The following is a 23,593-nucleotide window of genomic DNA, read 5'->3' as shown; positions in this document are numbered from 1 at the left end:
ACCAGACGGCGAGTATTTCATATGACGCAAGGGAAATCCAGCTAGCCGAACCGTGCGAGATAGTTCTCGCACAAGGCGACAGTGTCCTTCGTGTAGGGAACGCCCATCGACTTGGCGAGGTCGGTCTCGGCATGCGAGCCGATCCAGGCGACGAGCAGGAGCCTGCGATAGAGGACGAAGGTCGGGATCTCGTGCTCGTCTTCGGCCGAAAGCGGGGCGACGGAGCGATAGCCTTTGACCCAGGCCTCGATGAGCTCCGGCACGTCGGGCCGGTGCTCGATGAAGGACAGCGCCGTCGCGCAATCATAGAGATACCAGCTGAAACCGCAGTCGTCGAAATCGATGACCTTGGTCTCATCGCCGTCGATCAGCAGATTGGCGAGGCGCATGTCGCAGTGGATGAGCCCGAAGCGCTCATGACCCTTGCCGAAACTTTCAAGTCTCTTCTCGATGAGATCGACGGCGCGCTGGAAGAGCCCCATCTTTTCCGCATCGAGCCCCATGCCGTCGCGCCATGAGCCCCAATGCTTGACCTTCCCGAAGGCGCCGTCGAAATCCCAGGTCAGGCGCTCGAAGTTTTGCGGCCGCGTCCACTTGCGCGAATGCAGATGCATCCGCGCCGTCGCCGCTCCCAGCACCTCGAAGGGGCCGAGCAGCTCGCTCTCATCGGGCTCAGTACCCGTCTCCCAGTCGAAGAGCACGACATGGCGCGCCTTGAGGCCCGGAAGCGCCACGATCTGGATCAGCTCGCCATTCCGACCCTTGAGCGGGACCGGCGTGGTGACGGCACCATCCTGGCGCAGGGCCTGAAGCCAGGCGAGTTCCGAGCCGATGGCCGTCTTCGAATGATAGCCCTCGCGGTGGACGCGCAGCGCCCATTTCCGTCCTCCGGCATCGATGCGATAGGTGGCGTTCTCCGACAGATTGATCATCGTCGCCGTGGCTTCGGGCGGCAGGTCATAGAAAGGCAGGGCTGCTTCGGCGATCCGCTGCAGCTCCTTGAGCTTCTCTTGGTGCGACGCGTCAGGCGAAGTCATGCATCAGGCGGCCGACTGCCGTGAGTAAGAGGGTTTCGCGCTCGTCATGGTGCTCCGGGCCCTGCCGCCGAAGACTTCCGCCTGCGCCAGGGCCACGGCGGTGTCGAGGCGGTTCAGCATCTCGTCGCACATTTCGCGGTCGATGAGGAGGCCCGGCTTGTATTGCAGGACGCGCTTGTCGAGGGTGGAGAAGATCGCCCATACGCCGTTCTGATAAAGGTGCTTCATCACATGGACGGCACCCTGATCGTGATTGAATTCCAGCCCCATGACGATACCGCGCTGCCTGATGCCGGTGAAGAAGTCCGGATAGTTCTGCTGCACCTGGCGCAGCCCGCCGGCAAGATAGGCGGAAATATAGTGGACTTGCGAGCGCGTTTCGGGCCGCGAGCAGATTTCCAGGACCTTGGCGGCGGCGAGGCATCCGAGTTCGGCGCCGCCGAAGCTCGACATGTGACCGAAGCCGTCCTCGCTCAGCCACTGGCCGGCCTTCTCGTTCACCACGACGGCGGCGATCGGATAGATGCCGCCCGACAGGCCCTTGCCGGTCACCAGCATGTCGGGATTGACGCCATAGGTCTCGATCCCCCACATCTCGCCGGTGCGCATGAGCCCGGTCTGCACCTCGTCCGCGATATAGAGCGTGCCGACCTTCTCGCAGGCCTGCTTGATGGCCTGGAGATAGCCGGGCTTGGGCATCGGGAAGCCATAGGTCGCGGGGATCGTCTCCATGATCACGCAGGCCGCATCGCCGACGGCGATGGCGGCGAGCATCCGGTCGAGATCGTTGAACGGCACCTTGACCACTTCGCTCGACGGCGCGTCCGACAGGAACAGCTTGGAGAAGCGGTCGTCGCCCACTTGCACCGCAAGGCCGGTATGGCCGTGATAGCAGCGCTCGATGCAGATGATCTTGCGCCGCTTGGTGGCGTTGCGGGCACTCTTGAGCGCGATGTCGATCGCCTCGGCACCGCCCGAGGCGAAGATGGTGCGCTTGAGGCCGGCGGGTGTCAGCCGTTCCAGCATCTCGGCCACATGGGTGCGCATGATCGAGGGGAAATGGTGGTTGCCGATGTCGAAATAGGCCATGCCCTCGCGCACCGCTTCCACCACTTCGGGATTGCGGTGGCCGAGCGAATAGGTGCCGCCATTGAGATGGACATCGATGAGCCGGCGCCCATCCATGTCCCAGAGATAATAGCCTTCGCGCCGGTCGATCACGAGATCGACGCCCATGCGCTGCCAGTCCGATGTCTTGCCGGGATTCCAGAATTGCTTCGAGCGGGCGAGGAAATCGTCTTTGGCCTGGCTCATCGGGCGAGCTCCCATGGGATTCTGTCTCTTCGGACCTTAGGCCCGGCGGGCGCGAAGGGCTTGACAGAAGAGCCGTTCGACTTGACACACTTGGACCTGCCCGCGCTTGAATCGATCTCTCAAGCATCGCTTGCAAAATATTGATTTGATTCAGGCTTTTGAAGGTGCAAGTTCGCCTGCCAGGCGCTTGATCACTTGCGCCTGGCGCGCCAGTTCCTCATCCGGCATGGTGTCGTAGCACGGGATGACGACGAGGTCGCGCATGACGCCGGCCGCGGTTTTGGGCTCGAGTTCGGGCCGGTCCTTGGGTGCTGCGATATGCTGCGAGCGCGGCAGGTCGGCGGCATCGAAGCCCTCGGCGCGCAGCCCGTCGATGAACTTGCGCGGCTCATCGACGATCAGCGGAAACACCCAGTAGTCGTGATGCGTATTGGCCTGGGCCGGCATGGCGACGGCGGAGCCGATCATGTCGCGCAGTTTCTCGCCCTTGTTCGTCCTGACCCTGATCGCCTGGATGTCGAATTCCTCGAGCCTGCGGTTGAGCAGCGCCAGCATCGCGGTCGAGGGCTGGAAGCGCAGGTTCTTCGCCGTCTTGAGCGGCGCCACGTCGCGCACCCGGTCGGCGAGCGAGTCCTCATAATCCTGCCCGCGCGAATGGTAGTATCTGTAGATGGCCCCGAGGACGGCCCGCGAGGTGATGAGCTTCAATCCCATGAACTGGAAGACGCGCTTCAGTTGCTTGCTGTCGGGCTGTATCGGATAGGCCGCCTGGATGGCGCGCATGCGGCCGCGCACTTTGTCGTCGCGCACCCGGATGAGGGCGCCCCCCAACGCGGTCGAGGTCTTGATCGGCCCGAAGGAGAACATGTTGAGGTCGGCGGCGCGGCTGCCGGGATAGGCCCGGCCGTTGAAGGCCTGGGCGCAATCCTCGACCGCGACGATACCTTTGGAGCGCACCAGCGCGAAGACGGGATCGAGATCGAGCCTGGTCCCGAAGAGATGGGCGGCGACGAACACGCGCGACCTGGGCGTGATGGCCTTTTCGAGCTTTTCGAGGCTCGGGCCCATGGAGCTGAAATCGAGATCGACCGGCACCGGAACCAGCCCGGCGTCCCGCACCACCCGCACCATGCCCTTCACATTGAGGGCGGAGAATATCACCTCATCCCCGGGCTTGAGGTCGAGGGCCTGGATCAGGAGGTCGAAGCCCGAGCGCACCGAATAGGTGACGATCGTGTCGTCACTGTCGGAAAAGAAGCTCTCAACCGAGCGCTGGAGCGCCGCGCGGTCGTTGGATTTAAAACAATTCCAAGCTCCGGCAAGGAGATCGAGCCATCCGATCTTGAGTTGCGTCCTGACCCACATTTGCCTAAATACCCTCGTCAAACGGATATTCCATAGCGCCAGAGCCAGCCCTAAGCCAGCCCGCGCAACATCCGTTACACAAGTTAAAGGTGAGATTCCGGGCGGGAATGCTATATGGGGGCACCTGGAGCATCGGACCGAAAAGTGCTTGTGGCCGGGTTAAACCTGGCTATCCCGGTTTTCGGATAATCCGATGCGTATACAAAGGGGTGCTTTCGCTGGTTGAGAGGACGAAATGGCCAATACTGAAGTGACGCTAGGCCAGAAGCGCAAGAAGAAGCGGCAGAAGAAAGTCAAGAAATTCGGCCAGCGGCTGATCCGCGGCCTCGGCGATTTCATCGGCCGCCAGTCGCTGGTCGGCGACATGCCGATCCACGACAACAAGGATTTTCCGGCCCTGAAGCCCTTTCTCGACAATTGGGAGGGCATGCGCGCCGAAGTGGTCGAGATCCTCAAGCACCGCGAGGCCGTGCCGCTGTTCCAGGAAGTCTCACCCGACCAGATGCGCATCGCCAAGGGCAACAATTGGCGTACCTTCATTCTCTATGGCTTCGGCACCAAGCTCGAGAAGAACTGCAAGCAGGCGCCGCTCACCACCCGGATTCTCGAAAGCGTGCCCAACCTGCAGACCGCCTGGTTCTCGATCCTGGGGCCCGGCTATCACATTCCCGCTCATCGCGGCGTGTCGAAGGGCATATTGCGTTCGCATCTCGGCCTCATCATTCCCAAAGACGCCGAGAAGTGCCGCATAAGGGTCGGCGACAAGATCCAGGTCTGGCGCCCGGGCGAGATCTTCGTCTTCGACGACACTTACGAGCATGAGGTGTGGAACGACACCGAGGATGAGCGCGTCATCCTGCTGTTCGATTTCGACCGGCCGATGAAATTCTGGGGCCGCGCGATCAACAAGACCTTCATCTCGCTTCTCAAGCTCACCGCCTATTACCAGGAGCCGAAGAAGAACATGCAGACGATGGAAGAGCGCTTCGAGGCCGCGACCCGCCGCGCCGACCAGAATCTGGAAAAGCTGTCGCACAACGACTGAAGACCCTCCTTCCCCCTTGCGGGGAAGGAGGCGCGACCTTGCTCCGCCGAAGCGAAGCCTCGGCTTCGCGAAGGCGAGAGCGCCGGATGGGGGCTACCCGTAGCTTAGCTTCACCGTCTTTCCCGTTCGGAGCGATTCGAAAGCCGCATCGGCGATGATGAGGGCGCGCCGTCCATCCTCGAAATCGACCGTCGGCGGCAGGCCCTTGCCGATGCGATCGATGAACTCGTTGAGCTCGTCGAGATAGGCCTGGCGGTAGCGTTCGATGAAGAAGTGATGGAGCACACCCAGGCTCTGCGTTGCGCCTGCGTCCGAGCGCTTAAGCATGTTGGGCAGCGGATTGTCGGACTGAACCATGCCTTTCGACCCGAAGGCTTCCACCCTCTGGTCATAGCCATAGACGCAGCGCCTCGAATTGTTGATGCTGACCAGCGCTCCCGACGCGGCCTTCATCGTCACCATCACGGTGTCATAGTCATCGAGACTGGCGACCCCGGGATCGATCTTGACGCTGGCAGCAGCCGAAATCTCGGTCAGCTCCTCGCCGAGGATGAAGCGCGCCAGGTCGAAATCATGGATGGTCATGTCGCGGAAGATGCCGCCCGAGCTTTTGAGATACGGGAGCGGCGCGAGCTCCGGATCGCGGCTGGTGATGATGAGGACTTCGAGCGTGCCGATCTCGCCTTGCGCCACCGCCTGGCGGAGAGCCCGATGGGTCGCGTCATAGCGCCGGTTGAAGCCGATCTGCACCGGGACGCTGGTCTTGGCGATGTCCTTGCGGCACTGTTCGACCTTTTTGATGTCGAGATCGATGGGCTTCTCGCACAGGATGGCCTTGCCGGCCCTGGCCGAGGCCGTGATCAAAGGAACATGCGTGTCGGTCGAGGACGCGATGAGCACGGCGTCGACCGTTTTGTCGGCCAGGGCCTCATCGGCGCTGCGCGCCGGCTTGGCGTCGTGCTTGGCCGCTACGGTCTCCGCCGCATTTTTGTTCACATCGAACACCCAGGCGAGCGAGGCCATGGGATTGGCGGCGATATTGGCGGCATGCATCGCCCCGATACGGCCTGCCCCGAATAGCGCAAATCTCAGCATTTCCGAACCTCGTTGGCTGATGGATGGAATGACGGAAAAATCGCAAACTCGTCTTTAGTATGACAAATATGGCTCACCGCCGCAAAGGCGCTCGACAAGCGCGGCGAAGCTATGCAAAAATTCCGGACGGCTGGTTTCGCAAGCAGGCCGAGAGAGCCTGCACGATGGGAGGAGCCTTCAATGGCCTTGCTCAGGCTCAAGAGCGTCACCAAATCCTTCGGCGCCATCCATGCCTTGAACGGCGTGGACGCCGAAATCCACCCGGGCGAGATCGTCGGCCTCATGGGCGACAATGGCGCCGGCAAGTCGACGCTGGTCAAGATCATCGCCGGCAACTTCCCGCCGACCTCGGGCGAGATCGTGCTCTCGGACGAGACGGTCCATTTCACCCAGCCGCTCGATGCGCGCGCCAAGGGCATCGAGATCGTCTACCAGGACCTGGCTTTGTGCGACAATCTCACCGCCGCCGAGAACCTGTTTCTCGGCCGCGAGATCCGGAAAGGCATCTGGCCGTTCCGGGTCATGAACTATGACGCGATGTTCAAGAAGGCCGGCGAGCTGTTCGAGGAGTTGCAGTCGGAAACCCGACCGCGCGACCTGGTGCGCCGGATGTCGGGCGGCCAGCGCCAGGCCGTCGCCATCGCCCGAACCAGGCTCTCCAGGGCCAAGCTCGTGCTGATGGACGAGCCGACGGCGGCGATCAGCGTGCGCCAGGTCGAGCAGGTCCTGGCGCTCATCCGCCGGCTCAAGCAGCAGGGCATATCGGTCGTCCTCATCAGCCACCGCATGCCCGACGTCTTCGCCGTGTCCGACCGGGTCATCGTCATGCGCCGCGGCGCCAAGGTCGCCGACAAGGCGATCAAGGACACCTCACCCGAAGAAGTGACCGGTCTCATCACGGGAGCGATCCGTGCCGCCTGAAAAAGCCGAAACCGCCAGCGTCTCGATCCAGGATGTGGTCGGCATCCAGCAGTCCACATTTCTGCAGCGGCTGACCGCGAGCCAGCCTTTCTGGATCACGGTGGCGCTTTTCGTCATCGTCGTCTTCATGAGCTTCTATGAGCCGGCCTATGCGACGGAGCGCAATTTCTACAACATAACCCGTAATTTCGCCTTCATCGGCATCATGGCGATGGGCATGCTCGCCGTCATCATCACCGGCGGCATCGACCTTTCGGTCGGCTCCATCATGGGCTTTGTCACCATCGTCGCCGGCGTCGTCCTCGAAGCGCATTATCCCTGGTGGGTCGCCCTGCCCGCGGGCCTCCTTGCCGGCGCCGCTCTGGGTGCGATCAATGGTTATATCATCGCCTATGTCGGCCTGCCGCCTTTCGTCGTGACACTTGGCATGCTTGCGGCCGCGCGCTCTTTCGCTCAGATTCTCTCCGGCAACCGCATGATCACCGATTTCGGCCCCGACAAGCAGGTCGTTCTCGAGATCGGCGGCGGACAGATTTTAGGGATTGCCAATCCGGTCTGGGTCCTGGTCATCCTGACGCTCATCTTCGGCTTCGTCTTCAACTACACCTCCTGGGGCCGGCGCCTCTTCGCCATTGGCGGCAATGAGCAGGCGGCCCAGCTCACCGGCGTTCCGGTCCGGCGCATGAAGTTCCAGGTCTATGTGCTTTCCGCCTGCATGGCCGCCCTCTCCTCCATCCTCATCCTGGGCTGGCAGGGCTCGGCCATCAATGCGCTGGGCATCGGCTATGAATTGCGCGTCATCGCCTCGACCGTCATTGGCGGCGCCGACCTGATGGGCGGCGCCGGCACCGCCTATGGCGCCTTCATCGGCGCGGCCCTCATCGAAGTCATCCGCAACGGCCTGCTGATGGCGGGGGTCGACGCCAACTGGCAAGGCGCCTTTGTCGGTCTTTTCATCGTCCTCGCGGTCTATCTCGAGCGGCTGCGCGGGCGCTCACGTGCGTGACGAACCAGGCGCATGATCCGGAGAAGCTTGTGGCCGGGCTTGACCCGGCCATCCAGCGGTTCTCCGATAAGATCATGCGAAAGCAAAGAAGCAAGACAGAAGGAGGAACGTGCATGATGAAATATCTGATGGGAACGGCGATCGTCGCGGGGCTGATGGCCCTGGGCAGCGCCGGCGCAAGCGCCCAGGACAAGCTCACCCTGGCGTTGGTGCCGAAGAACATGAACAACCCGTTCTTCGACCAGGCCCGCGATGGCTGCAAGAAGGCCGAGTCGGAATCGAACGGCGCCTTCGAATGCATGTATATCGGCCCCGGCGAGCATGGCGGCGGCGAAGAGCAGGTGCAGATCGTGCAGGACCTCGTCGCCAAGGGCGTCGCCGGCATCGCCGTGTCGCCGTCCAACGCGGCGGCCATGGCGGGCCCCCTGCAACAGGCCAAGGCAGCGGGAATCCCGGTGCTCACCTGGGACTCCGATCTCCTGCCCGAGAACAAGGACCTGCGTGTCGCCTATGTCGGCACCAAGAATTACGACATCGGAGTCAACCTCGCCAAGATCGTGCAGCAGATCAAGCCCAAGGGCGGCACGATCTGCATCCAGTCGGGCGGTGCGGCTGCCGCCAACCACAATGAGCGCATGCAGGGCATTCGCGACACGCTCTCCGGCAAGCAGAGTGCCGCTTCGCCTGGCGACCGGCTCAATGGCGAGAACGGCTGGAAGGAAGCGGATGGCTGCCCGCTCTATACCGATGACGACTTCCCGCGCTCCGTCGCCCAGTTGGAAGACACGCTGGCGAAATACCCCGATCTCGACGCCTTCGTGCCGACCGGCGGCTTCCCGCAATTCGTGCCCGAGGCCTATCGCAAGGCGGTCGAGCCCTATAAGGACAAGATCGCCTCAGGCGCGCTTGCCCTCGTCGTCGCCGACACATTGCCCGTGCAGATGGAGCTGATGAAGGACGGCCTGTCCAAGGGCCAGGTCGGTCAGCGGCCCTTCGAGATGGGCTACAAGTCGATGTTCTTCCTGAAGGACCTCAAGGACGGCAAGACGGTCACCGATCCGACCTATACCGGGCTCGATGTCTGCACGCCGGAAACCGCCGACACTTGCATCGGCAAATAAGTCTCTTAACGCCTCATGAGCAGGCGGGGATCATCCCCGCCTGCTCTCTTTTGTCGAAAGCAATCCCCAAATGACCGATCGTTTCTCTTTGGCTGGACGGGTGGCGCTGGTGACCGGCGCATCGCGCGGGCTTGGCTTCGCCATGGCGGAAGCCTTGGCCGAGCATGGCGCGACCGTCATCCTCAATGCCCGCGACGAGGCATCGCTCGCGGAAGCCGCGCGCAAGCTCAAAGCCGATCATCTCGCTTTCGACGTGGCTGATCCGAAACAATGCAGCGCGGCGCTCGCCAGGATCGCTTCGAAGCACGGCAAGCTCGACATCCTCGTGAACAATGCCGGCATCCAGCACCGGCGCCCGCTCACCGAATGGGAGGATCAGGATTTCGACCGCGTCGTCGCCGTCAATCTCTCGGCCTGCTTCCGGCTGGCGCGCGATTCGGCCAGGCTGATGCTGCCCAACAAATATGGCCGCATCATCAATACCGGATCAGTGGCGGCGATCCTCGGGCGTCCGACCATTCATGCCTATGCCGCGGCGAAAGCGGGCCTCCACGGGCTGACCCGCTCCATGGCCGCCGAGATCGGCCGCCACGGCGTCACCGTCAATGCCATCGCGCCCGGCTATTTCGCGACCGAGCTCAACACCGCCCTTCTCGAGGACAAGGCCTTCACCGCCTGGGTCGAGAGCCGAACGCCTGCCGGACGCTGGGCCAAGCCCCATGAGCTCGGCGGCGCCGTCGTCTTCCTCGCGTCCGAGGCGGCATCCTATGTGAACGGCCATGTGCTGGCCGTCGATGGCGGCCTGTCGGTCAGCCTTTAACGCAGCCACTTGACAACCGATCGGGCAGCGGGTGGTTACGCGCCATGTCACACGCCCCATCACCCGCGCCCAAAGGCTACTCCATCGTTCCCCCGCGCCATGTCGCCAATGTCGCGACATTCCTGGAGATGCGGGCGAAGCCTCCCGTCTCGTCACCGATTCCGAGCCAAAGTCTGGTGGCGGAACGCTGGCGCGACGCCGATCTCGCCACCTATCGCTCTTTGTTCAAGGCCATTGGCGAGAACTGGCTGTGGTATTCGCGCCTCGTGATGCCGGACCATGAGCTTTTGCGGATATTGCGCGAGCCCAGGATCGAGATCTATCGGCTTCTCGACAAAGACACGGTGTTGGGCCTGCTCGAGCTCGACTTTTCGACGAAGGACGAATGCGAACTGTCCTTCTTCGGCCTGCTGCCCGAAGCGATCGGCAAGGGCGCCGGCCGCTTCCTGATGAGCGAAGCCATCCGCCTCGCCTGGATAAAGCCGATCACGCGCTTCTGGGTGCATACCTGCACTTTCGATCACCCGGCGGCGCTTCCCTTCTACCGGCGCTCGGGCTTCACGCCTTACCAGGTCGCCGTCGAGATCCATCCCGATCCGCGGCTCACCGGCCACATGCCGCGCCATGCCGCACCGCATGTGCCGATCATCGAGAATTAGCTCCCCAAATCCTTATGGTTGGAAATAGGGAATGCTGGCCGGGTCTTTGCCCCAGGCCGCGGCGAGATATTTGGCTGACAGCTTTTTCATCGTTCCGTCATCGATGATGGCCTGAATGATCTTGTCCAGTGCCGCGTTGTTCGTATTGGCCTTGGGAAGCAGGGCCGCGTAGATCTCGCCGGTCTTGTACTGGCCCACGACCTTGGTCTTTCCGGCATCGGTTGCTTCCGCCGAAAGGGTTATCGAGGTGTCGGTCAGGGCCGCATCGATATCCCCATCGCGCAACGCCTTGAGAAGATCGGCGCGCTCGGCATAGACGCTGTAGTTCGTCACCTTGAGCACATCGAGCGCGAATGCGGCGCCGGTCGTCCCTTGCTGGATGCCGACAGTGACCGACTTGACCGCCTTCTCGTCGACCGGATTATCGGCGCGCGTCAGCACCCCGATATCCGAGTTGAAGTAAGGGACAGAGAAGTCGACGAGCTTCTTGCGCTCTTCGGTGATGGAGATCTCGGAGAGCGCCAGGTCGTGGCCGCTGGTCTGCCCGCCGACGAGAGGTACAAACTCCACGGCCACGACCTTGAGCTTGTCATAGCCGGCACGCCAGGCAATCTCGGCCGCCAGGCAGTATTCCATGCCGTCCTTGATCGCCTCCGGCGTATCGCCGTTCCACCAGACCGGTGCCGGCAGCGAGACCGCGACGGTGAGCTGACCCGGCACCGCCGGCGCGGTGATGGGGATCGAGCCTTTGGCGCCGGTCAGCTCGCAGTTGCCGATCTTGTCGGCAGCAGAGGCGGTTGCCGCCATTGCGCAGAGAGCAAACCCGGCCAGCAGAAGACGTGTCGCCAGTATCATGTTTGATGCGCTCCTCATTGGACTACCGGTCGGTACGGGCCAGAACGACCCGGCGATTGAGGGCGCGTCCTTGCAAGGTCTTGTTTGTCGCGACAGGTTCACCGGCGCCTGCTCCCGCCGTGCTCAGCCGGACGGGATCGACGCCGAGCTTGACAAGCCTTGCCTTCACGGAATCGGCGCGAGCTCTGGAGAGCTTCATATTGTAGGATTTTTCGCCGATCGAATCGGTGTACCCGGTGATCGACAGCGTCCACAGCGGGTTGTTGCGCAGAGCAATGGCGATCTGCTTGAGCAAGGGAACGGAGTCGTTCCGGATGGATGCCTTGTCGAAATCGAAGTGAATGCCATAGGTGGTATAGGCCTTTCGCGCCGCGAGAGCCTGCTCCATCCTTGCCCGCTCATCGGCCGCGGGCGTGATCAGGACATAGCGTTCGCTGCGCGGTGTCTTTTCTCCGCGAAACTGGATGTTGTATTGCACCATCATGGGGTTGTTCTTGTTGTCGAGGAAATAGAAGTCCCCGACCGCGCTTTGCCGCCCGTCCTTGAAGCTTCCGGTGGCGTGGATCACCGGCACATTCACCGGATTCCCGTCGATATTGACGGACATCTGGGCCTTCTCGACCAGCGTGAACATGCCGGTCATGGTCGCCATGCCCTCAGTGTAGACGAGATTGGACGCGGCCTGTCCGGTCGAGCGCAGCTCTTGGAGCACGGCAGCGGACGTGCCGAGGGTCGTGGTGTTGGGTATGACGAGAGGCATTTTCGCGCTGTATCCCAGGATCAGGGTTCGCGCTGTCATGCGGTCGGAGACGAAGATCCGGCGGACCGCGACGGTCCCGCGCGAACTCGAATAGTTGATGTCGAAAGAGTCGGGCCGGACATTGGCGAAGCGGATCCAGGATTCCGCGTCGGGCCCGTAGGCATTGGCCCAGGCGGTGGTAATCGAGCCGCCCTCATGCGGCATAAAGGCGCCAAGGCCTTCCTGAGCATTCGCCATTGCGCATGCGCAAATAAAGGCGATGAAACCGAGCACCGCATGCCCGGCATTGCGTAATTGCCTCATCAATTGCGTTCTCTCATAAAGCTACGGACGGAAGGGCCCCCTGCAGGAAACTCTAGCGCGCGACCAGGGAAAATCCTTGTCATCTCGCGCCAAAATCAAAATTTCCGATCACGTTCCCTTCAGGCGGAAGCCCTGAAAGGATCGCGATCCGGGAGATTAGGCATACCGGCCGGCGGACTTCTATTGGACCATGGCCCCACATCCACGCAGGATCTGATCCGATGCACGGATTGCGCCTGTTTCTGCGTGACCTTCACCTATGTGATACACGCAGCTTCCTTGCCAGATGAAGCGCTGCTTCAGAACTTCACGTTCTGCGGACCCTTGAGATCCAGCATCTGTCGTGCTTCGTCGGCCGTCGCGACATCGATCGACAGCTCCTCGAGGATGTGGCGCATCTTGGCGACGAGCTCGGCATTGGACTTGGCGAGCTTGCCCTTGCCGATGAAGAGATTGTCCTCGAGCCCGACGCGCACATTGGCGCCCATGGTGGCGGCCATGGTGCAGAACGGCAATTGGAAGCGCCCCGCCGCCAGGACCGACCAGTGATATTGATCGCCGAACAGGCGCTCGGCCGTGTCGCGCATGACCAGCACATTCTGCGGATCGGGGCCGATGCCGCCCAATATGCCGAAGATCGTCTGCACGAAGAGCGGCGGCTTGACCAGCTTGCGGTCGAGGAAATGGGCGAGCGTGTAGAGATGGCCGACATCGTAGCATTCGAACTCGAACTTGACGCCATGGCCGTCGCCCAGGCGCTTCAGCACCTGCTCGATGTCGTTGAAGGTGTTGCGGAAGATGAAATCGCGCGAGCGCTCGAGATGCTGGCGCTCCCAGTCATGGGCAAAATCCTTGTAGCGGTTGAGCATCGGGAAGAGGCCGAAATTCATCGAGCCCATATTGAGCGAGGTCATTTCCGGCGACGCGCGTTCCGCCGCGGCAAGCCGCTCGTCGAGCGACATGCCCTGCCCGCCGCCGGTCGTGATGTTGATGATCGCCTCGGTCCCCTGCTTGATGCGCGGCAGGAAGTCGAGGAAGAGCTCAGGGCTTGGCGAGGGCCTCCCATCCTTGGGATCGCGGGCATGGAGATGGAGGATCGCGGCCCCGGCTTTCCCGGCCTCGACCGCCTGGTCGGCGATGTCGCTCGGCGTCACCGGCAGGTGGGGCGACATGGACGGCGTGTGGATCGATCCCGTGATGGCGCAAGTGATGATGGCTTTGGATTTCGCCCGCATTTTTCCCTCTTTCTGATAGCGGCGCCAAACTTCTCTAATTTCAGGGATTTGTCAAAGCGGGAGCCCAAACGGAAAGGCTCGCTCCTGAGATATTGCTATCTCTGGAGCGAGCCCTGCCTCAGCTTACGGGACGGCTCCTGCCGCTGAGACTTTTATTAGAACTCAGAGCCAGCCGGATGGTTCCGGAGAAAATGAATTATTCTGCCGGAACTTCAGAAGCTTGCCGCTGCCGCAAGGTCACCTGTGCCAGGATGAAAGTGATGAGCGCGCAAGCACCGATGCCGGTGACCATCGGCAGCACCGTGCCGTCGGCAATGAGACCGATGGCGGCGACGGCGAGCGCACCGGTGACGAAGTGCAAGGTTCCCATGAGCGCTGAAGCCGTGCCGGCGATCTCGCCGTGATCCTCCATGGCGAGCACCGCGGTCGTCGGGATGACGAGACCCAGGAAGCCATAGGCGACGAAGAGGCAGAGCGCGAGCACATCGAGACGGTCCACGCCCGATGCCGTCAAGGCGAACAGCACCGCGATCGCCGCGAAAAAGCCGACCACCGCGATGCGCACCACGCGCCTGAGGCCGAAGCGGTCGGCGAGCTTGCCGGTGAACTGCGCGACAGTGAAGAACGATACGGCATTGATCGAGAAGAAGACGCTGAACAGCGTCGGCGACAGGCCGAAATGCTCGATGAGCACGAAGGGCGAATTGGCGAGATAGACGAAGAAGCTCGCGATCCCGAAGCCACCGATCAAGGAGAGCGCCAGGAAGTTGACATCGCCGAGCAGCAGCCGGTAGCCCGCGAGCGCGCTGGCGATGCCGCTTTCGCGCCGCAGCGCCTGGGGCCGCGTCTCGGGCAGCAAGGCGGCGATCATGACGAGGCCCAGCACCGCGGCGACCGTCACCACCCAGAAGACCGCGCGCCAGTCGGCCAGGCTGATGACCAAACTGCCGGTGAGCGGCGCCAGGATCGGCGAGATGCTGAACACCAGCATGAGCAGCGACATCATGCGCGCCGCATCGATCCCGGTATGGAGATCGCGCACCACGGCGCGCGGAATGACCATGCCGGCGCAGGCGCCGATGCCCTGGATGAAGCGGAAGACATTGAGCGTCGTGATGTCGGGCGCGAAAGCGCAGCCGATGCCGCCGAGGGCGAAGAGCACGAGCCCGACATAGAGCGGCAATTTGCGCCCGAACATGTCCGAGACCGGCCCGAAAATGAGCTGGAAGGTGCCGAAGGACACGAAGAACAGCATCAGGCTCAATTGCACCGCGCCGATATCGGCATTGAGGCTCTTCCCGATGGTCGGCAGGGCCGGCAGATACATGTCGATGGCGAAGGGACCGATCGCCGAAACCAGCCCCAGAATCACGGCATTGCGGATGAATCTTGTCTGCATGGCGAACAATCCCCCGTCCGAAGAGCGCGGCCAGTGCCGGGCGCAGCTTCGAAGTTGTTGAAATCAATCAGAAATTGGCGTCCCGCGAGCTCATGGTCTGCGGCGGCGCAGCCTCGCTAGACGAGCAGGTCCAAATTATTGGACAGAGTTGTCAAAACAGTCAAGCGCTTTTATTATCAAGCGCACATGACGGAAATTGGCAGTATCAGCCCGGTCCCCGCCCCGCAGCGGAGCCATCTCGCCAAGCGGCTTTCGGTTCTCGAAGCGGCGGCCATCGTCTTCTGCCGGGACGGCTTTGCCAGCGCCAGCATCGAGCTCATCGCCGCCGAGGCGCAAGTCTCGCGCCAGACCATCTACAATCACTATGGCGACAAGGAGAAGCTCTTCGTCGCGGTCGTGAAGGACATGACCGAGCGGGCCAATGCCGGCATCTACACCACCCTTGCGAGCTTCCCCGACAATCCGACCGACATCGAGGCCGAGCTCGTCGAATTCGCCGTGCGGCTCGCGCGCAACTGCATGTGCAACCGCGACTGCATCGCCTTGCGCAAGCTGATCCATGCCGAGGGCGAACGCTACCCCGAGCTCTTCGCGCCCTGGCGGCAATATGGGCCGGAGCGTGCCTGGGCCGCGATCGCCGCGCGCTTCGCCAAGCTTCATCATGCCGGCCATTTGAACGTCGACGACCCCGACATCGCCGCGCGCCAGTTCCAGGCGCTGATCAATGCCGATCTCTATGTCGGCGTGATCCTGGGCGAGAAGCCTTCGGAAGCCGATTTGCGCGCCGCCGCCGCGGCCGCCGTAAAGACTTTTCTCAAGGCCTATGGGCCTGCTGCTGCCACAAATTGACAGGAGCGCGCAGGTAGTCTGGCACCCTGCAAGCCTGTATCTTCCCCTCCAACACTAGCGAACCTCACCGGAGACACTCCATGGCCAAGAACGGAAGCATCCGTGTCGGCATCGGCGGCTGGACCTTCGAACCCTGGCGCGGCACGTTCTATCCCAAGGGCCTGGCGCAAAAGCGCGAGCTCGAATATGCGGGCCAGCATCTGACCTCGATCGAGATCAACGGCACCTATTACGGCAGCCAGAAGCCGGAGAGCTTCGCGCGCTGGCGCGAGGAGACGCCGGAGGGCTTCGTCTTTTCCGTGAAAGGCACACGCTTCTCCACCAACCGCCGTGTCCTCGCCGAAGCCGGCCAGTCGGTCGAGCGCTTTCTCACGAGCGGCGTCCTCGAGCTCAAGGAGAAGCTCGGGCCCATCAACTGGCAGTTCCTGCCGACCAAGCAATTCGATCCTGAGGATTTCGAGGCCTTCCTCAAGCTGCTCCCGGCGACGCTCGAAGGCCGGAGCCTTCGCCATGTGGTGGAAGTGCGCCATCCGAGCTTCCGCACGCCCGACTTCATCGCGCTCTTGCGCGACTACAAGGTGGCGACGGTGCTGACCGACAAGGACACCTTCCCCGAGATCCCCGATGTGACCGCTCCCTTCGTCTATGCAAGGCTGCAGCGCGCCTCGGAGAAGGTCGAGACCGGCTATGCGCCGAAGGCCTTGGATGAATGGGCGAAGCGCGCCAGGCTCTGGTCGGAAGGCGGGGCGCCCAGCGATCTCGAGGCCATCGGGCCTAAGGAAAAGAGCCCACCCAAATCGCGCGACGTCTTCATCTACATGATCAACGGCTTCAAGCCCAAGGCGCCGGCCGCCGCTATGGCGCTGATCGCGAAACTGAAATAAAGCCCCTCAGCGCCAGCCGCGTGCCCGCGACACCGCGTCGGCGAAACGCTTGGCCCAGTGGCGGCCATCGAAGCGCGGCGCGACGATGCTGCCGAGCTGATCAGGCGGCGCCGTCTCGCGCCCGAGCGCCCGCATCGCGAGCATCGCCGCGCCGAAGGCGGTCAGATCCTGGAAGCGCGCGATCCTGACCGGATGGTCGAGGGCGGAAGCCAGCACGTCGATGAAATAAGCATTCTGGGTGAGGCCGCCATCGACGGAGATCGGCCCCGCGAGCGGCGTCACTTTCGCAAGCTCCGTGACGGCGGCGGCAGTGTGGAGTGCTATCCCCTCGAGCAGCGCCTGGCCCATATCGGCGCCGTCGCTGTCGAGCGACAGGCCGATCCACAATCCGGCGGCGCTCCTGTCCCAATAGGGACAGGAAAGCCCGGTCAGAGCGGGCACGAAGACGAGCCCGCGATCGATCGCGGGTGGCCGGTCGAAATCCTGCACAGGCTTGTCGCCGGCAAGCCCCAATCGTCTGAACCAGTTGATGGCCGAGGCCGCATCATGGATGCCGGCTTCGACCGCATAGGTCGGCGACTTGCCCACTTGCCAGGCGACGGTCGGCAGGATGCCTTGCGGCACATCGGTCGGCACCTCATCGCCGGCGACGGCGAGCGCGAAGGCGCCGGTGCCGAAAGTGATCTTGAGATCGCCGGCCCGCCGGCAGCCATGGCCCCAGAGCGCCGCCTGCTGATCGACGAGGCTCGCGACCACAGGCATGCCGTCGATGCTGCCGAAATCGGCGATGGTCGGACGGATTTCCGGCAAGGCGTCGAGCGGAACGCCGAACAGCGCGCAGAGATCGCGATCCCAGGCACAGCTTTTGAGATTCATCAGCGAGGTGCGGCTCGCCGTCGTCACATCGGTGGCGAACTGGCCGGTGAGCCGGTCGAGGAAGAAGGCATCGCTGGTGCCGAGCCTGAGCTTGCCGCGACCGCTGAGATCGCGGGCCTCCGGCACATGCTTGAGGATCCAGGCGAGCTTGCTGGCGGAGAAATAGGCATCGAGCGGCAGGCCGGCCTTGGCCAGGGTGATCTTCTCCGCCCCCTCTTGCTTGAGCCGCTCGATCGCATCGCCGGTGCGCTGATCCTGCCAGACGATGATCGGCGATACGGGCTCGCCGGTCTCGCCGTTCCAGGCGAGGCAGCTTTCGCCTTGATTGGCGATGGCGATGGCATCGAGGCGGCCGGCGGCGGCAAGACAGCTCTTGATATGGCCCAGGATCTCTTCCGGATCATGCTCGACCCAGCCGGCTTGCGGATAATGCTGGCGCTGCTCGAAGCGGCTGACGATATGGGGTTCTTCGTCGTTCTTCACGACCAGCAGGCGGGTCGATGTCGTTCCCTGATCGATCGCGCCGACACGCATGCTCATGCCTCCTCGATGTCTATCCGGATGCCGCTCATCGGAAGAGCAATATCGCCGAGCGGCAAGAGGATGCGGCGTTCCGGCCGTGTCGCGATCCGCCGCGCGATCGGCGTCATGCCCTCGCCGCTGAGCTTGAGATAGCCTCTGACAGGACGCGTGACGCGCAATTGCAAGGCGCCGGCTTCCGAGCCGCCGGCGACCAGGCGTTGCGGCACGACGAACTTGACGGGCGCGACTGCTGAAATGGAAATGCCGTGCTCTGCCTGGGGCAATGAGCCCGCAAGATCGCGAACCACGTCGCGCCCAACGCGCGCACCCTCGGCCCAGCACCAGCCGGCGGTCTCGACCGGCCTGAGCAGATTGCCGGCCGCGAAGAAGGCAGGATCGGAGCAGCGGCCGAACTGGTCGATGACGGGGCCGCCGCTCCTTTCATCGAGCTTGAGATGGCTTTGCCGCACGAGCTCGGCCGCGGGCGTGAATTCACCGGTGAACAGGACACCGTCGCAAGCGAGGAGCCGCTCGCCTCGGGGCGTTGCGACCAGGACGGCCTCGACCCGCTCAGGACCGATGATCTCGATGAGACGCGTGTCGAGAAGAAGATCGACGCCCAGGAGCCTGGGCAGCAGCGCCGACGGCCAGCGCGCGACCGCGCGGCTTCCCGGCTCGATCATGGCGACAGGGCGAATGCCGGCGGTGCGCGCGGTCAGAAGGGCGGAGAAAGCGACGAGCTCGCTGCCGACGATCACTGGCCTGCGGAAAGGCTGCAGCCCTTCGACATGTGTGAAGCACTGCAGCGCGCCGGTCGTGAGTATGCCGAGAGGACGATCGCCCGAGACGAGACGCGGCGCGCGCGGCGTCTCGCGAATGCCGGTCGCCAGGATCACGCGCCGTGCGGCGATTTCTCGGAGGCCTTCCTGTGTCGCGATAACGAGGCCGCCCTCCGGCTTGAGCTTGACGACGGTGACATTGGTCCTGATCCCGACGCCATCGGCAAGCGCCTGGCTGACGAGGCGGCGCGCATAGGCAGGTCCCCAAAGGACGCGGTTGAATTCGCGCATGCCGAAGGGCGAGTGGCTGCAATGGCGCGGTATCCCGCCGGCGACCGATTCGCGTTCGAGCACGGTCACCCGTTTGGCGCCGTAGCGCTTCGCCGACATGGCGGCGGCGAGACCGGCCGGTCCGCCGCCGACCACCGCGACGTCGAGCGTTTCATTCATGCGCCACCCACGCCGGTGACGGGCGAAGGATCGAGCCGGCCCTGCGTCAGATGGGCGATGCGGGCGGCGCAATAGAAGCCCTGGCAGCGTCCCATGCCGGCGCGCGTGCGGCGCTTGAGACCACCCATGTCGCGCGCCGGCAGCGACCCCTCCAGGGCGTCGAGGATCTCGCGGCGCGTCACCATCTCGCAATGACAGACGATCTCATCACGCCCGCTCTCCTGCCAGGCGCGCGGCAGATGCTCGGCGAGATTGGGCATCGGCGGGCTCAGCGGCGGGGATACGAGCTCGCGCGACTGCGTCACGCCGAGCGCCCGCATCACATATTGCGCGATGCCGAGCGCCGCGGTGAGGCCGGTGGAGCGGATGCCGCCGACGGTGACCAGCTTCCGCTCAGGGTCGTTGAAGAGGCGGTATTCGCTTCGCTCGCTCGCCGGGCGCAATCCCGCATAGACGGCGGTCACCGGCATATGCGCGAGCGCCGGCAGCATTCGTCCCGCCGTCGCGACGAGGGCTTTAAGCGTCGCCTGATCCACCGCGGCCCGCCTTCGGTCTTCCTGCTCCTCGGCCGTCGGACCGATCAGGACATTGCCGAAGACGGTCGGGCAGAGCACGACGCCTTTCGTGCGTTCCGTCGGCACCGGCAGGATGATCGTCTTCACCAGTGCTTGCGCGGCCTTGTCGAAGACGGCGAACTGTCCCTTGCGCGGATGGATGGAGAACCGCCTCTGGCCGGTGAGGAGGAAATCAACCTCATCGCCGAAAAGGCCGGCGCAGTTGACGACGTGCCGCGCCGTGACGGGCGCTGCCGCCGTGTCGAGATGCCAGTTCTCTCCATCGAATGAGGCTGCGCGCAAGGTCGCGCGGGGAAGGAACTGCGCGCCATGGGCCAAGGCCTGGCGCAGATAGGCAAGCGGGCTCGACCACGGATCGATCACATGCTCGCCGGGCACCAGCACACCGCCTTGCGCCGGCGCCAGATGCGGCTCGCGCCGGGCGATGTCGTTGGGGCTCAGCATCACGAGATCGTCGATGCCATTGGCCCTGCCCTTCTGGGCGATCTTCTCGAGACGGTGCAGCTCGTCCGCCGTCCAGGCGACGACGATGGCGCCGGTTTCGAGGAGCGGCAGGTTGAGCTCGTGGCGGAGGCTCAGATATTCCGCGCGCCCGGCGCGCATGAGCTTGAGCTCGTCGCTGCCTTCGGGCGCATCGAACCCCGTATGCAGGATGGCGCTGTTGCCCTTGCTGGCACCGGCCAGGATGTCGGCAGCGGCTTCGATGAGAATGACGCTCAAGCCCGAAAGCGCCGCGCGCCGGGTAACGGCGCAGCCCACCACCCCGCCGCCAATGACGGCGATATCGAAGAGGCGGCCGGGAGCAAAGGTGGGCAAGGTCGTCATATGGACCGGGGGGATCGACTTTTGTACCGAATAATGATCATATGACGACCGTTCGGTCAACATGGAAGCATATTCGGGCATGGATACGCAGGAAAGGCACGACCGGATCGTCGCTTTCGTCCAGGAGCATCGCAGCGCCACCGTCGATACCCTGGCCCAATCCTTGAGCGCCAGCCGCGAGACGATCCGCCGGGATCTGTCGCGCCTCGCCGAGCGCGGCCTGCTGCGCAAGGTGCATGGCGGCGCCGTCCTGCATGAGATGCGCGGCGAGGGGACCTTCAAGACGCGCCTCACCGAATATCGCGCCGCCAAGCGGCAGATCGCCCGCCGGGCGGCCGCCCTTTTCGGCCCCGGCGATTCGCTCTTCATCGACAATGGCAGCACCACCCTCGCTTTCGCCGAGGAGCTCGCCAAGGTCGGCGGCATGACCGTCGTCACCAATGGCACGCTCATCGCCACGGCCATCGCGCAAGCCGCAGCGACGCAGGAGCGCAACGGCAAGGCGCGGTCGCATGTCTATCTGATCGGCGGCTCCTTCGCCGAGGATGGCGTCGAGACGGTGGGCCCGCTCGCCATGGAGCAATTGCGCCGCTTCCACGCCCAGCATGCGGTCCTCACCATAGGCGCTCTCGATGCCAGGCGCGGCGTGCTCGATCACAATATCGATGAAGCCCAGATCGCGCGCAGCATGATCGAGCAGGCGGAGACGGTGACCGTCATCGCCGATGCATCGAAGCTCGGCCGCACGGCGATGTTCGAGGTCTGCTCTCTGAGCGAGGTCGACCGGATCGTCACCGAAATTCAACCGGCACCCGATGTCGCGCAGGCCCTCGCCGAGGCCGGCACAGAGGTCATCATCGCCGCGTCATAGGTCCTCACCGGTCCTTGACGAGGACACCCGCTTCCGGCGACCAGATAACGGCGACATTGGCGCCGGGCTGCAGCAACGGCCCCGCCTCGAAAGCCGGCATCTGGCTTTCGAGTATGCCAAGTGGCGTATCGACGACATAGACATATTGGCTGCCGACGAAGGCCGAGGTCTGCACATGGCCCTCGATGCAGTTGAGATCGGCCCTGGCTCGATCAGGCGAGATCACGGCCATCCTTTCGGGCCTGAGAGCCAGGAGCGTCTTCTCGCCCGTGGCCGCGGCGTCGTTGTCCTTGGCATGGCGCACCTCGATCCCGTTCACCGTGATCTTGAGCTCCACGCCATTGACCTTGGCCACCGTGCCCTCGAGGAAATTGGCGCGCCCGAGGAAATCGGCGACGAAGCGCGTCTCGGGACGGTTATAGAGCTGATCCGGCGCGCCGATCTGCTGGATGGCGCCGTCACGCAGGATGACGATGCGGTCCGACATCGTCATCGCCTCTTCCTGGTCATGCGTGACATTGACGAAGGTCGTGCCGAGCCGCTGATGCAGGCTGCGCAATTCGAACTGCAATTCGGCCCTGAGCTTCTTGTCGAGGGCGGAGAGCGGCTCGTCCAGCAACACGACGGAAGGATCGAAGACGAGTGCCCGCGCCAGCGCCACGCGCTGCTGCTGGCCGCCCGAGAGCTGGCGCGGCATGCGGTCGGCGAAAGCGGAGAGATGCACGAGGTCGATGGTCCGCTCGACTTGGCGATCGAGCTCCTCGCCCTTGAAGCCGCGCAGCTTCAAGGGATAGGCGATATTGCCGCGCACCGTCATATGCGGAAAAAGCGCATAGCCCTGGAACACGACGCCGAACTGGCGCTTCTCCGGCGGCAGCGCGTCGATCTTCTCGCCGTTGAGCAGGATCTCACCCTGATCCGGCGTGACGAAGCCCGCGATCGCCATCAGGATCGTCGACTTGCCGGAGCCCGAAGGTCCGAGAAGGCTCAGGAACTCGCCTTGCGCGATGTCGAGCGTCACATCGTCGATCGCGGCCACCTTGCCGTATCTCTTGGTGAGGTTGCGGATCGAGAGGGCGATCGGCGGCTTCTGCGGCGCTTGCGACATGTCATCCTCGGCTTTGGGTCACGAGATGATCGACGGGTCTGGTCCAGAACGGTACCTGATCGATGCGCGGCGCCCAAGCGCCATTGTCGATGAGGCCTTGCACATGGGCGGCGATCTCGTTCATCGGCGCGAACCACACATCGCCCTTGGCGATCATATGCTCGATGAGGGTGATGAGTGCATCGGCGCGCGCCAGGCGGCCGGAAACGAAAGGATGCCAGACCGAGATCCACAAGGCCCCATGTTTCCAAGCGGCGTCGAACTCGGCCCGGAACACCTCCATCGCCCGCTCCGGCGACTGGATCGGCATCATGAAGCCGAACTCCTTCATGTTCACATACTGCACCCAGTCGTCGAGCGCGAAATCGGACGGCAGTTCGACCAGCGATCCCTTGTCGGCCCTGAGCAGATAAGGCACTTCGTCGCCGACCAGCGATGCGTCATAGGCAAAGCCGCGCTCGATCAGGAGATTGGGCGTATGCTCGGACATGGCATAGGCCGGGGCCCGGTAGCCCTGCGGCCGGTAGCCGACGATCTTGTCGAAGGCCTCGAGCCCGCGGTCGAGCACGCGCGCCTCATCCGCAGCCGACAGCGTGTTGGGCCGCTCATGCAGCCAGCCATGATGGCCGATCTCATGGCCTTCTTTGAGCAACGCTTCGATCGCCTGCGGGTAGGTCTCGATGCACCAGCCCGGCACGAAGAAGGTCTGCTTCAGCCCGTAATGCTTGAAGATGTCGATGATGCGCGGGATCGCGACGAAGGGCCCGTAGCGCAGCGCCGACGACGTCGCGAGCCGCGAGGGTGCTGCCTCCCGGTGATAGAGATGGAGCAGGCTTTCGACATCCATGTCAAAGGAGAAGCACACGGCACAGCGCGCGCCATTCGGCCAAAGGGGCGGGTTCTTGATCAGAGGCAGCAT

The 23,593-nt window shown here is 63.5% G+C and carries 22 protein-coding genes; 9 read left to right on the top strand and 13 right to left on the bottom strand.

The features are described 5' to 3' along the window. Positions 1–41: 41 nt before the first annotated feature. From DS839_RS07760 to DS839_RS07750, 3 genes are all read right to left on the bottom strand, one after another. On the bottom strand, positions 42–1,037 hold the full coding sequence (locus DS839_RS07760) for a phosphotransferase enzyme family protein (RefSeq protein ID WP_119269718.1): 996 nt from the start codon (positions 1,035–1,037) through the stop codon (positions 42–44). A 3-nt stretch (positions 1,038–1,040) separates the two neighbouring features. Continuing rightward, positions 1,041–2,351 (bottom strand): class-III pyridoxal-phosphate-dependent aminotransferase, encoded by a 1,311-nt coding sequence (locus DS839_RS07755; RefSeq protein WP_368911324.1) that lies wholly within the window; start codon positions 2,349–2,351, stop codon positions 1,041–1,043. A gap of 150 nt (positions 2,352–2,501) precedes the next feature. Further along, the gene (locus DS839_RS07750) at positions 2,502–3,716 is read right to left on the bottom strand and encodes a DegT/DnrJ/EryC1/StrS family aminotransferase (RefSeq protein WP_119269716.1); all 1,215 of its coding nucleotides are present in this window, start codon (positions 3,714–3,716) and stop codon (positions 2,502–2,504) included. 235 nt (positions 3,717–3,951) lie between these two features. On the opposite strand from DS839_RS07750, the gene DS839_RS07745 reads away from it, so the two are divergent. After that, positions 3,952–4,761 carry an aspartyl/asparaginyl beta-hydroxylase domain-containing protein gene (locus DS839_RS07745; RefSeq protein WP_119269715.1) on the top strand — a complete coding sequence of 270 codons (810 nt, stop codon included), beginning with the start codon at positions 3,952–3,954 and terminating at the stop codon, positions 4,759–4,761. Between the two features lie 93 nt (positions 4,762–4,854). On the opposite strand, the gene iolG is transcribed toward DS839_RS07745, so the two are convergent. Continuing rightward, positions 4,855–5,856, bottom strand: a complete 1,002-nt coding sequence (gene iolG / locus DS839_RS07740) for an inositol 2-dehydrogenase (RefSeq protein ID WP_119269714.1) — start codon at positions 5,854–5,856, stop codon at positions 4,855–4,857. Positions 5,857–6,036: 180 nt separating this feature from the next. Between iolG and DS839_RS07735 the strand changes: the two genes are divergently transcribed. From DS839_RS07735 to DS839_RS07715, 5 genes are all read left to right on the top strand, one after another. Beyond that, positions 6,037–6,777, top strand: a complete 741-nt coding sequence (locus DS839_RS07735; RefSeq protein WP_119269713.1) for an ATP-binding cassette domain-containing protein — start codon at positions 6,037–6,039, stop codon at positions 6,775–6,777. Beyond that, positions 6,767–7,783, top strand: a complete 1,017-nt coding sequence (locus tag DS839_RS07730) for an ABC transporter permease (protein ID WP_368911323.1) — start codon at positions 6,767–6,769, stop codon at positions 7,781–7,783. Before DS839_RS07735 ends, DS839_RS07730 begins: the two co-directional genes overlap by 11 nt. Positions 7,784–7,896: 113 nt before the next feature. Continuing rightward, positions 7,897–8,904, top strand: coding sequence for a sugar-binding protein (locus tag DS839_RS07725; protein ID WP_119269925.1), 1,008 nt, complete (start codon positions 7,897–7,899; stop codon positions 8,902–8,904). Between the two features lie 70 nt (positions 8,905–8,974). After that, on the top strand, positions 8,975–9,724 hold the full coding sequence (locus tag DS839_RS07720) for an SDR family oxidoreductase (RefSeq protein ID WP_119269712.1): 750 nt from the start codon (positions 8,975–8,977) through the stop codon (positions 9,722–9,724). A 44-nt stretch (positions 9,725–9,768) separates the two neighbouring features. Further along, on the top strand, positions 9,769–10,383 hold the full coding sequence (locus tag DS839_RS07715; protein WP_119269711.1) for a GNAT family N-acetyltransferase: 615 nt from the start codon (positions 9,769–9,771) through the stop codon (positions 10,381–10,383). Positions 10,384–10,395: 12 nt separating this feature from the next. Here DS839_RS07715 and DS839_RS07710 read toward each other — a convergent pair whose 3' ends face one another. The 4 genes from DS839_RS07710 to DS839_RS07695 all read right to left on the bottom strand — a co-directional run bounded on the left by DS839_RS07710 (position 10,396) and on the right by DS839_RS07695 (position 14,935). Then, positions 10,396–11,238, bottom strand: a complete 843-nt coding sequence (locus DS839_RS07710; protein WP_119269710.1) for an ABC transporter substrate-binding protein — start codon at positions 11,236–11,238, stop codon at positions 10,396–10,398. A 22-nt stretch (positions 11,239–11,260) separates the two neighbouring features. Further along, positions 11,261–12,235 (bottom strand): OmpA family protein, encoded by a 975-nt coding sequence (locus DS839_RS07705; protein ID WP_162918369.1) that lies wholly within the window; start codon positions 12,233–12,235, stop codon positions 11,261–11,263. A gap of 365 nt (positions 12,236–12,600) precedes the next feature. After that, complete coding sequence (gene kce, locus DS839_RS07700; RefSeq protein ID WP_119269708.1) at positions 12,601–13,536, bottom strand: 3,5-dioxohexanoate:acetyl-CoA acetone transferase; 936 nt, start codon at positions 13,534–13,536, stop codon at positions 12,601–12,603. Positions 13,537–13,732: 196 nt separating this feature from the next. Continuing rightward, the gene (locus DS839_RS07695; RefSeq protein WP_119269924.1) at positions 13,733–14,935 is read right to left on the bottom strand and encodes a multidrug effflux MFS transporter; all 1,203 of its coding nucleotides are present in this window, start codon (positions 14,933–14,935) and stop codon (positions 13,733–13,735) included. 186 nt (positions 14,936–15,121) lie between these two features. Here DS839_RS07695 and DS839_RS07690 point away from each other — a divergent pair, with 186 nt between their 5' ends. Together DS839_RS07690 and DS839_RS07685 are read left to right on the top strand one after the other, a co-directional pair. Then, positions 15,122–15,784, top strand: a complete 663-nt coding sequence (locus DS839_RS07690; protein ID WP_119269923.1) for a TetR/AcrR family transcriptional regulator — start codon at positions 15,122–15,124, stop codon at positions 15,782–15,784. An 80-nt stretch (positions 15,785–15,864) separates the two neighbouring features. Further along, positions 15,865–16,668 (top strand): DUF72 domain-containing protein, encoded by an 804-nt coding sequence (locus tag DS839_RS07685; RefSeq protein ID WP_119269707.1) that lies wholly within the window; start codon positions 15,865–15,867, stop codon positions 16,666–16,668. Between the two features lie 6 nt (positions 16,669–16,674). Here the strand turns inward: DS839_RS07685 and DS839_RS07680 are convergent, their stop codons facing one another. From DS839_RS07680 to DS839_RS07670, 3 genes are read right to left on the bottom strand one after another with little or no spacing between them, the layout of a single operon-like run. After that, positions 16,675–18,078, bottom strand: a complete 1,404-nt coding sequence (locus DS839_RS07680; protein ID WP_119269706.1) for an FGGY family carbohydrate kinase — start codon at positions 18,076–18,078, stop codon at positions 16,675–16,677. Between the two features lie 2 nt (positions 18,079–18,080). Next, positions 18,081–19,295 carry an NAD(P)/FAD-dependent oxidoreductase gene (locus DS839_RS07675; protein ID WP_119269705.1) on the bottom strand — a complete coding sequence of 405 codons (1,215 nt, stop codon included), beginning with the start codon at positions 19,293–19,295 and terminating at the stop codon, positions 18,081–18,083. Beyond that, positions 19,292–20,695, bottom strand: coding sequence for an NAD(P)/FAD-dependent oxidoreductase (locus tag DS839_RS07670; RefSeq protein ID WP_119269922.1), 1,404 nt, complete (start codon positions 20,693–20,695; stop codon positions 19,292–19,294). Before DS839_RS07670 ends, DS839_RS07675 begins: the two co-directional genes overlap by 4 nt. A gap of 79 nt (positions 20,696–20,774) precedes the next feature. On the opposite strand from DS839_RS07670, the gene DS839_RS07665 reads away from it, so the two are divergent. Beyond that, entirely contained in the window at positions 20,775–21,566 is a 792-nt protein-coding gene (locus DS839_RS07665; protein WP_119269704.1) for a DeoR/GlpR family DNA-binding transcription regulator, read from the top strand. A gap of 4 nt (positions 21,567–21,570) precedes the next feature. Here the strand turns inward: DS839_RS07665 and DS839_RS07660 are convergent, their stop codons facing one another. Both DS839_RS07660 and DS839_RS07655 read right to left on the bottom strand, forming a co-directional pair. Next, entirely contained in the window at positions 21,571–22,674 is a 1,104-nt protein-coding gene (locus DS839_RS07660) for an ABC transporter ATP-binding protein (protein WP_119269703.1), read from the bottom strand. A 1-nt stretch (position 22,675) separates the two neighbouring features. Continuing rightward, complete coding sequence (locus DS839_RS07655; protein ID WP_368911319.1) at positions 22,676–23,593, bottom strand: polysaccharide deacetylase family protein; 918 nt, start codon at positions 23,591–23,593, stop codon at positions 22,676–22,678.

It is taken from the genome of Taklimakanibacter deserti (genome assembly GCA_003574785.1).
Note: the sequence above shows the minus strand (reverse complement) of the source record. Positions and strands in the feature narration are given on the sequence as shown.

Coding starts and splice junctions, on each gene's coding strand:
- DS839_RS07760 (WP_119269718.1), bottom strand. CDS start 1,037: ATGACTTCGCCTGACGCGTCGCACCAAGAGAAGCTCAAGGAGCTGCAG.
- DS839_RS07755 (WP_368911324.1), bottom strand. CDS start 2,351: ATGAGCCAGGCCAAAGACGATTTCCTCGCCCGCTCGAAGCAATTCTGG.
- DS839_RS07750 (WP_119269716.1), bottom strand. CDS start 3,716: ATGTGGGTCAGGACGCAACTCAAGATCGGATGGCTCGATCTCCTTGCC.
- DS839_RS07745 (WP_119269715.1), top strand. CDS start 3,952: ATGGCCAATACTGAAGTGACGCTAGGCCAGAAGCGCAAGAAGAAGCGG.
- iolG (WP_119269714.1), bottom strand. CDS start 5,856: ATGCTGAGATTTGCGCTATTCGGGGCAGGCCGTATCGGGGCGATGCAT.
- DS839_RS07735 (WP_119269713.1), top strand. CDS start 6,037: ATGGCCTTGCTCAGGCTCAAGAGCGTCACCAAATCCTTCGGCGCCATC.
- DS839_RS07725 (WP_119269925.1), top strand. CDS start 7,897: ATGATGAAATATCTGATGGGAACGGCGATCGTCGCGGGGCTGATGGCC.
- DS839_RS07720 (WP_119269712.1), top strand. CDS start 8,975: ATGACCGATCGTTTCTCTTTGGCTGGACGGGTGGCGCTGGTGACCGGC.
- DS839_RS07715 (WP_119269711.1), top strand. CDS start 9,769: ATGTCACACGCCCCATCACCCGCGCCCAAAGGCTACTCCATCGTTCCC.
- DS839_RS07710 (WP_119269710.1), bottom strand. CDS start 11,238: ATGATACTGGCGACACGTCTTCTGCTGGCCGGGTTTGCTCTCTGCGCA.
- DS839_RS07705 (WP_162918369.1), bottom strand. CDS start 12,235: ATGGCGAATGCTCAGGAAGGCCTTGGCGCCTTTATGCCGCATGAGGGC.
- kce (WP_119269708.1), bottom strand. CDS start 13,536: ATGCGGGCGAAATCCAAAGCCATCATCACTTGCGCCATCACGGGATCG.
- DS839_RS07695 (WP_119269924.1), bottom strand. CDS start 14,935: ATGCAGACAAGATTCATCCGCAATGCCGTGATTCTGGGGCTGGTTTCG.
- DS839_RS07690 (WP_119269923.1), top strand. CDS start 15,122: ATGACGGAAATTGGCAGTATCAGCCCGGTCCCCGCCCCGCAGCGGAGC.
- DS839_RS07685 (WP_119269707.1), top strand. CDS start 15,865: ATGGCCAAGAACGGAAGCATCCGTGTCGGCATCGGCGGCTGGACCTTC.
- DS839_RS07680 (WP_119269706.1), bottom strand. CDS start 18,078: ATGCGTGTCGGCGCGATCGATCAGGGAACGACATCGACCCGCCTGCTG.
- DS839_RS07675 (WP_119269705.1), bottom strand. CDS start 19,295: ATGAATGAAACGCTCGACGTCGCGGTGGTCGGCGGCGGACCGGCCGGT.
- DS839_RS07670 (WP_119269922.1), bottom strand. CDS start 20,695: ATGACGACCTTGCCCACCTTTGCTCCCGGCCGCCTCTTCGATATCGCC.
- DS839_RS07665 (WP_119269704.1), top strand. CDS start 20,775: ATGGATACGCAGGAAAGGCACGACCGGATCGTCGCTTTCGTCCAGGAG.
- DS839_RS07660 (WP_119269703.1), bottom strand. CDS start 22,674: ATGTCGCAAGCGCCGCAGAAGCCGCCGATCGCCCTCTCGATCCGCAAC.
- DS839_RS07655 (WP_368911319.1), bottom strand. CDS start 23,593: ATGCTGCCTCTGATCAAGAACCCGCCCCTTTGGCCGAATGGCGCGCGC.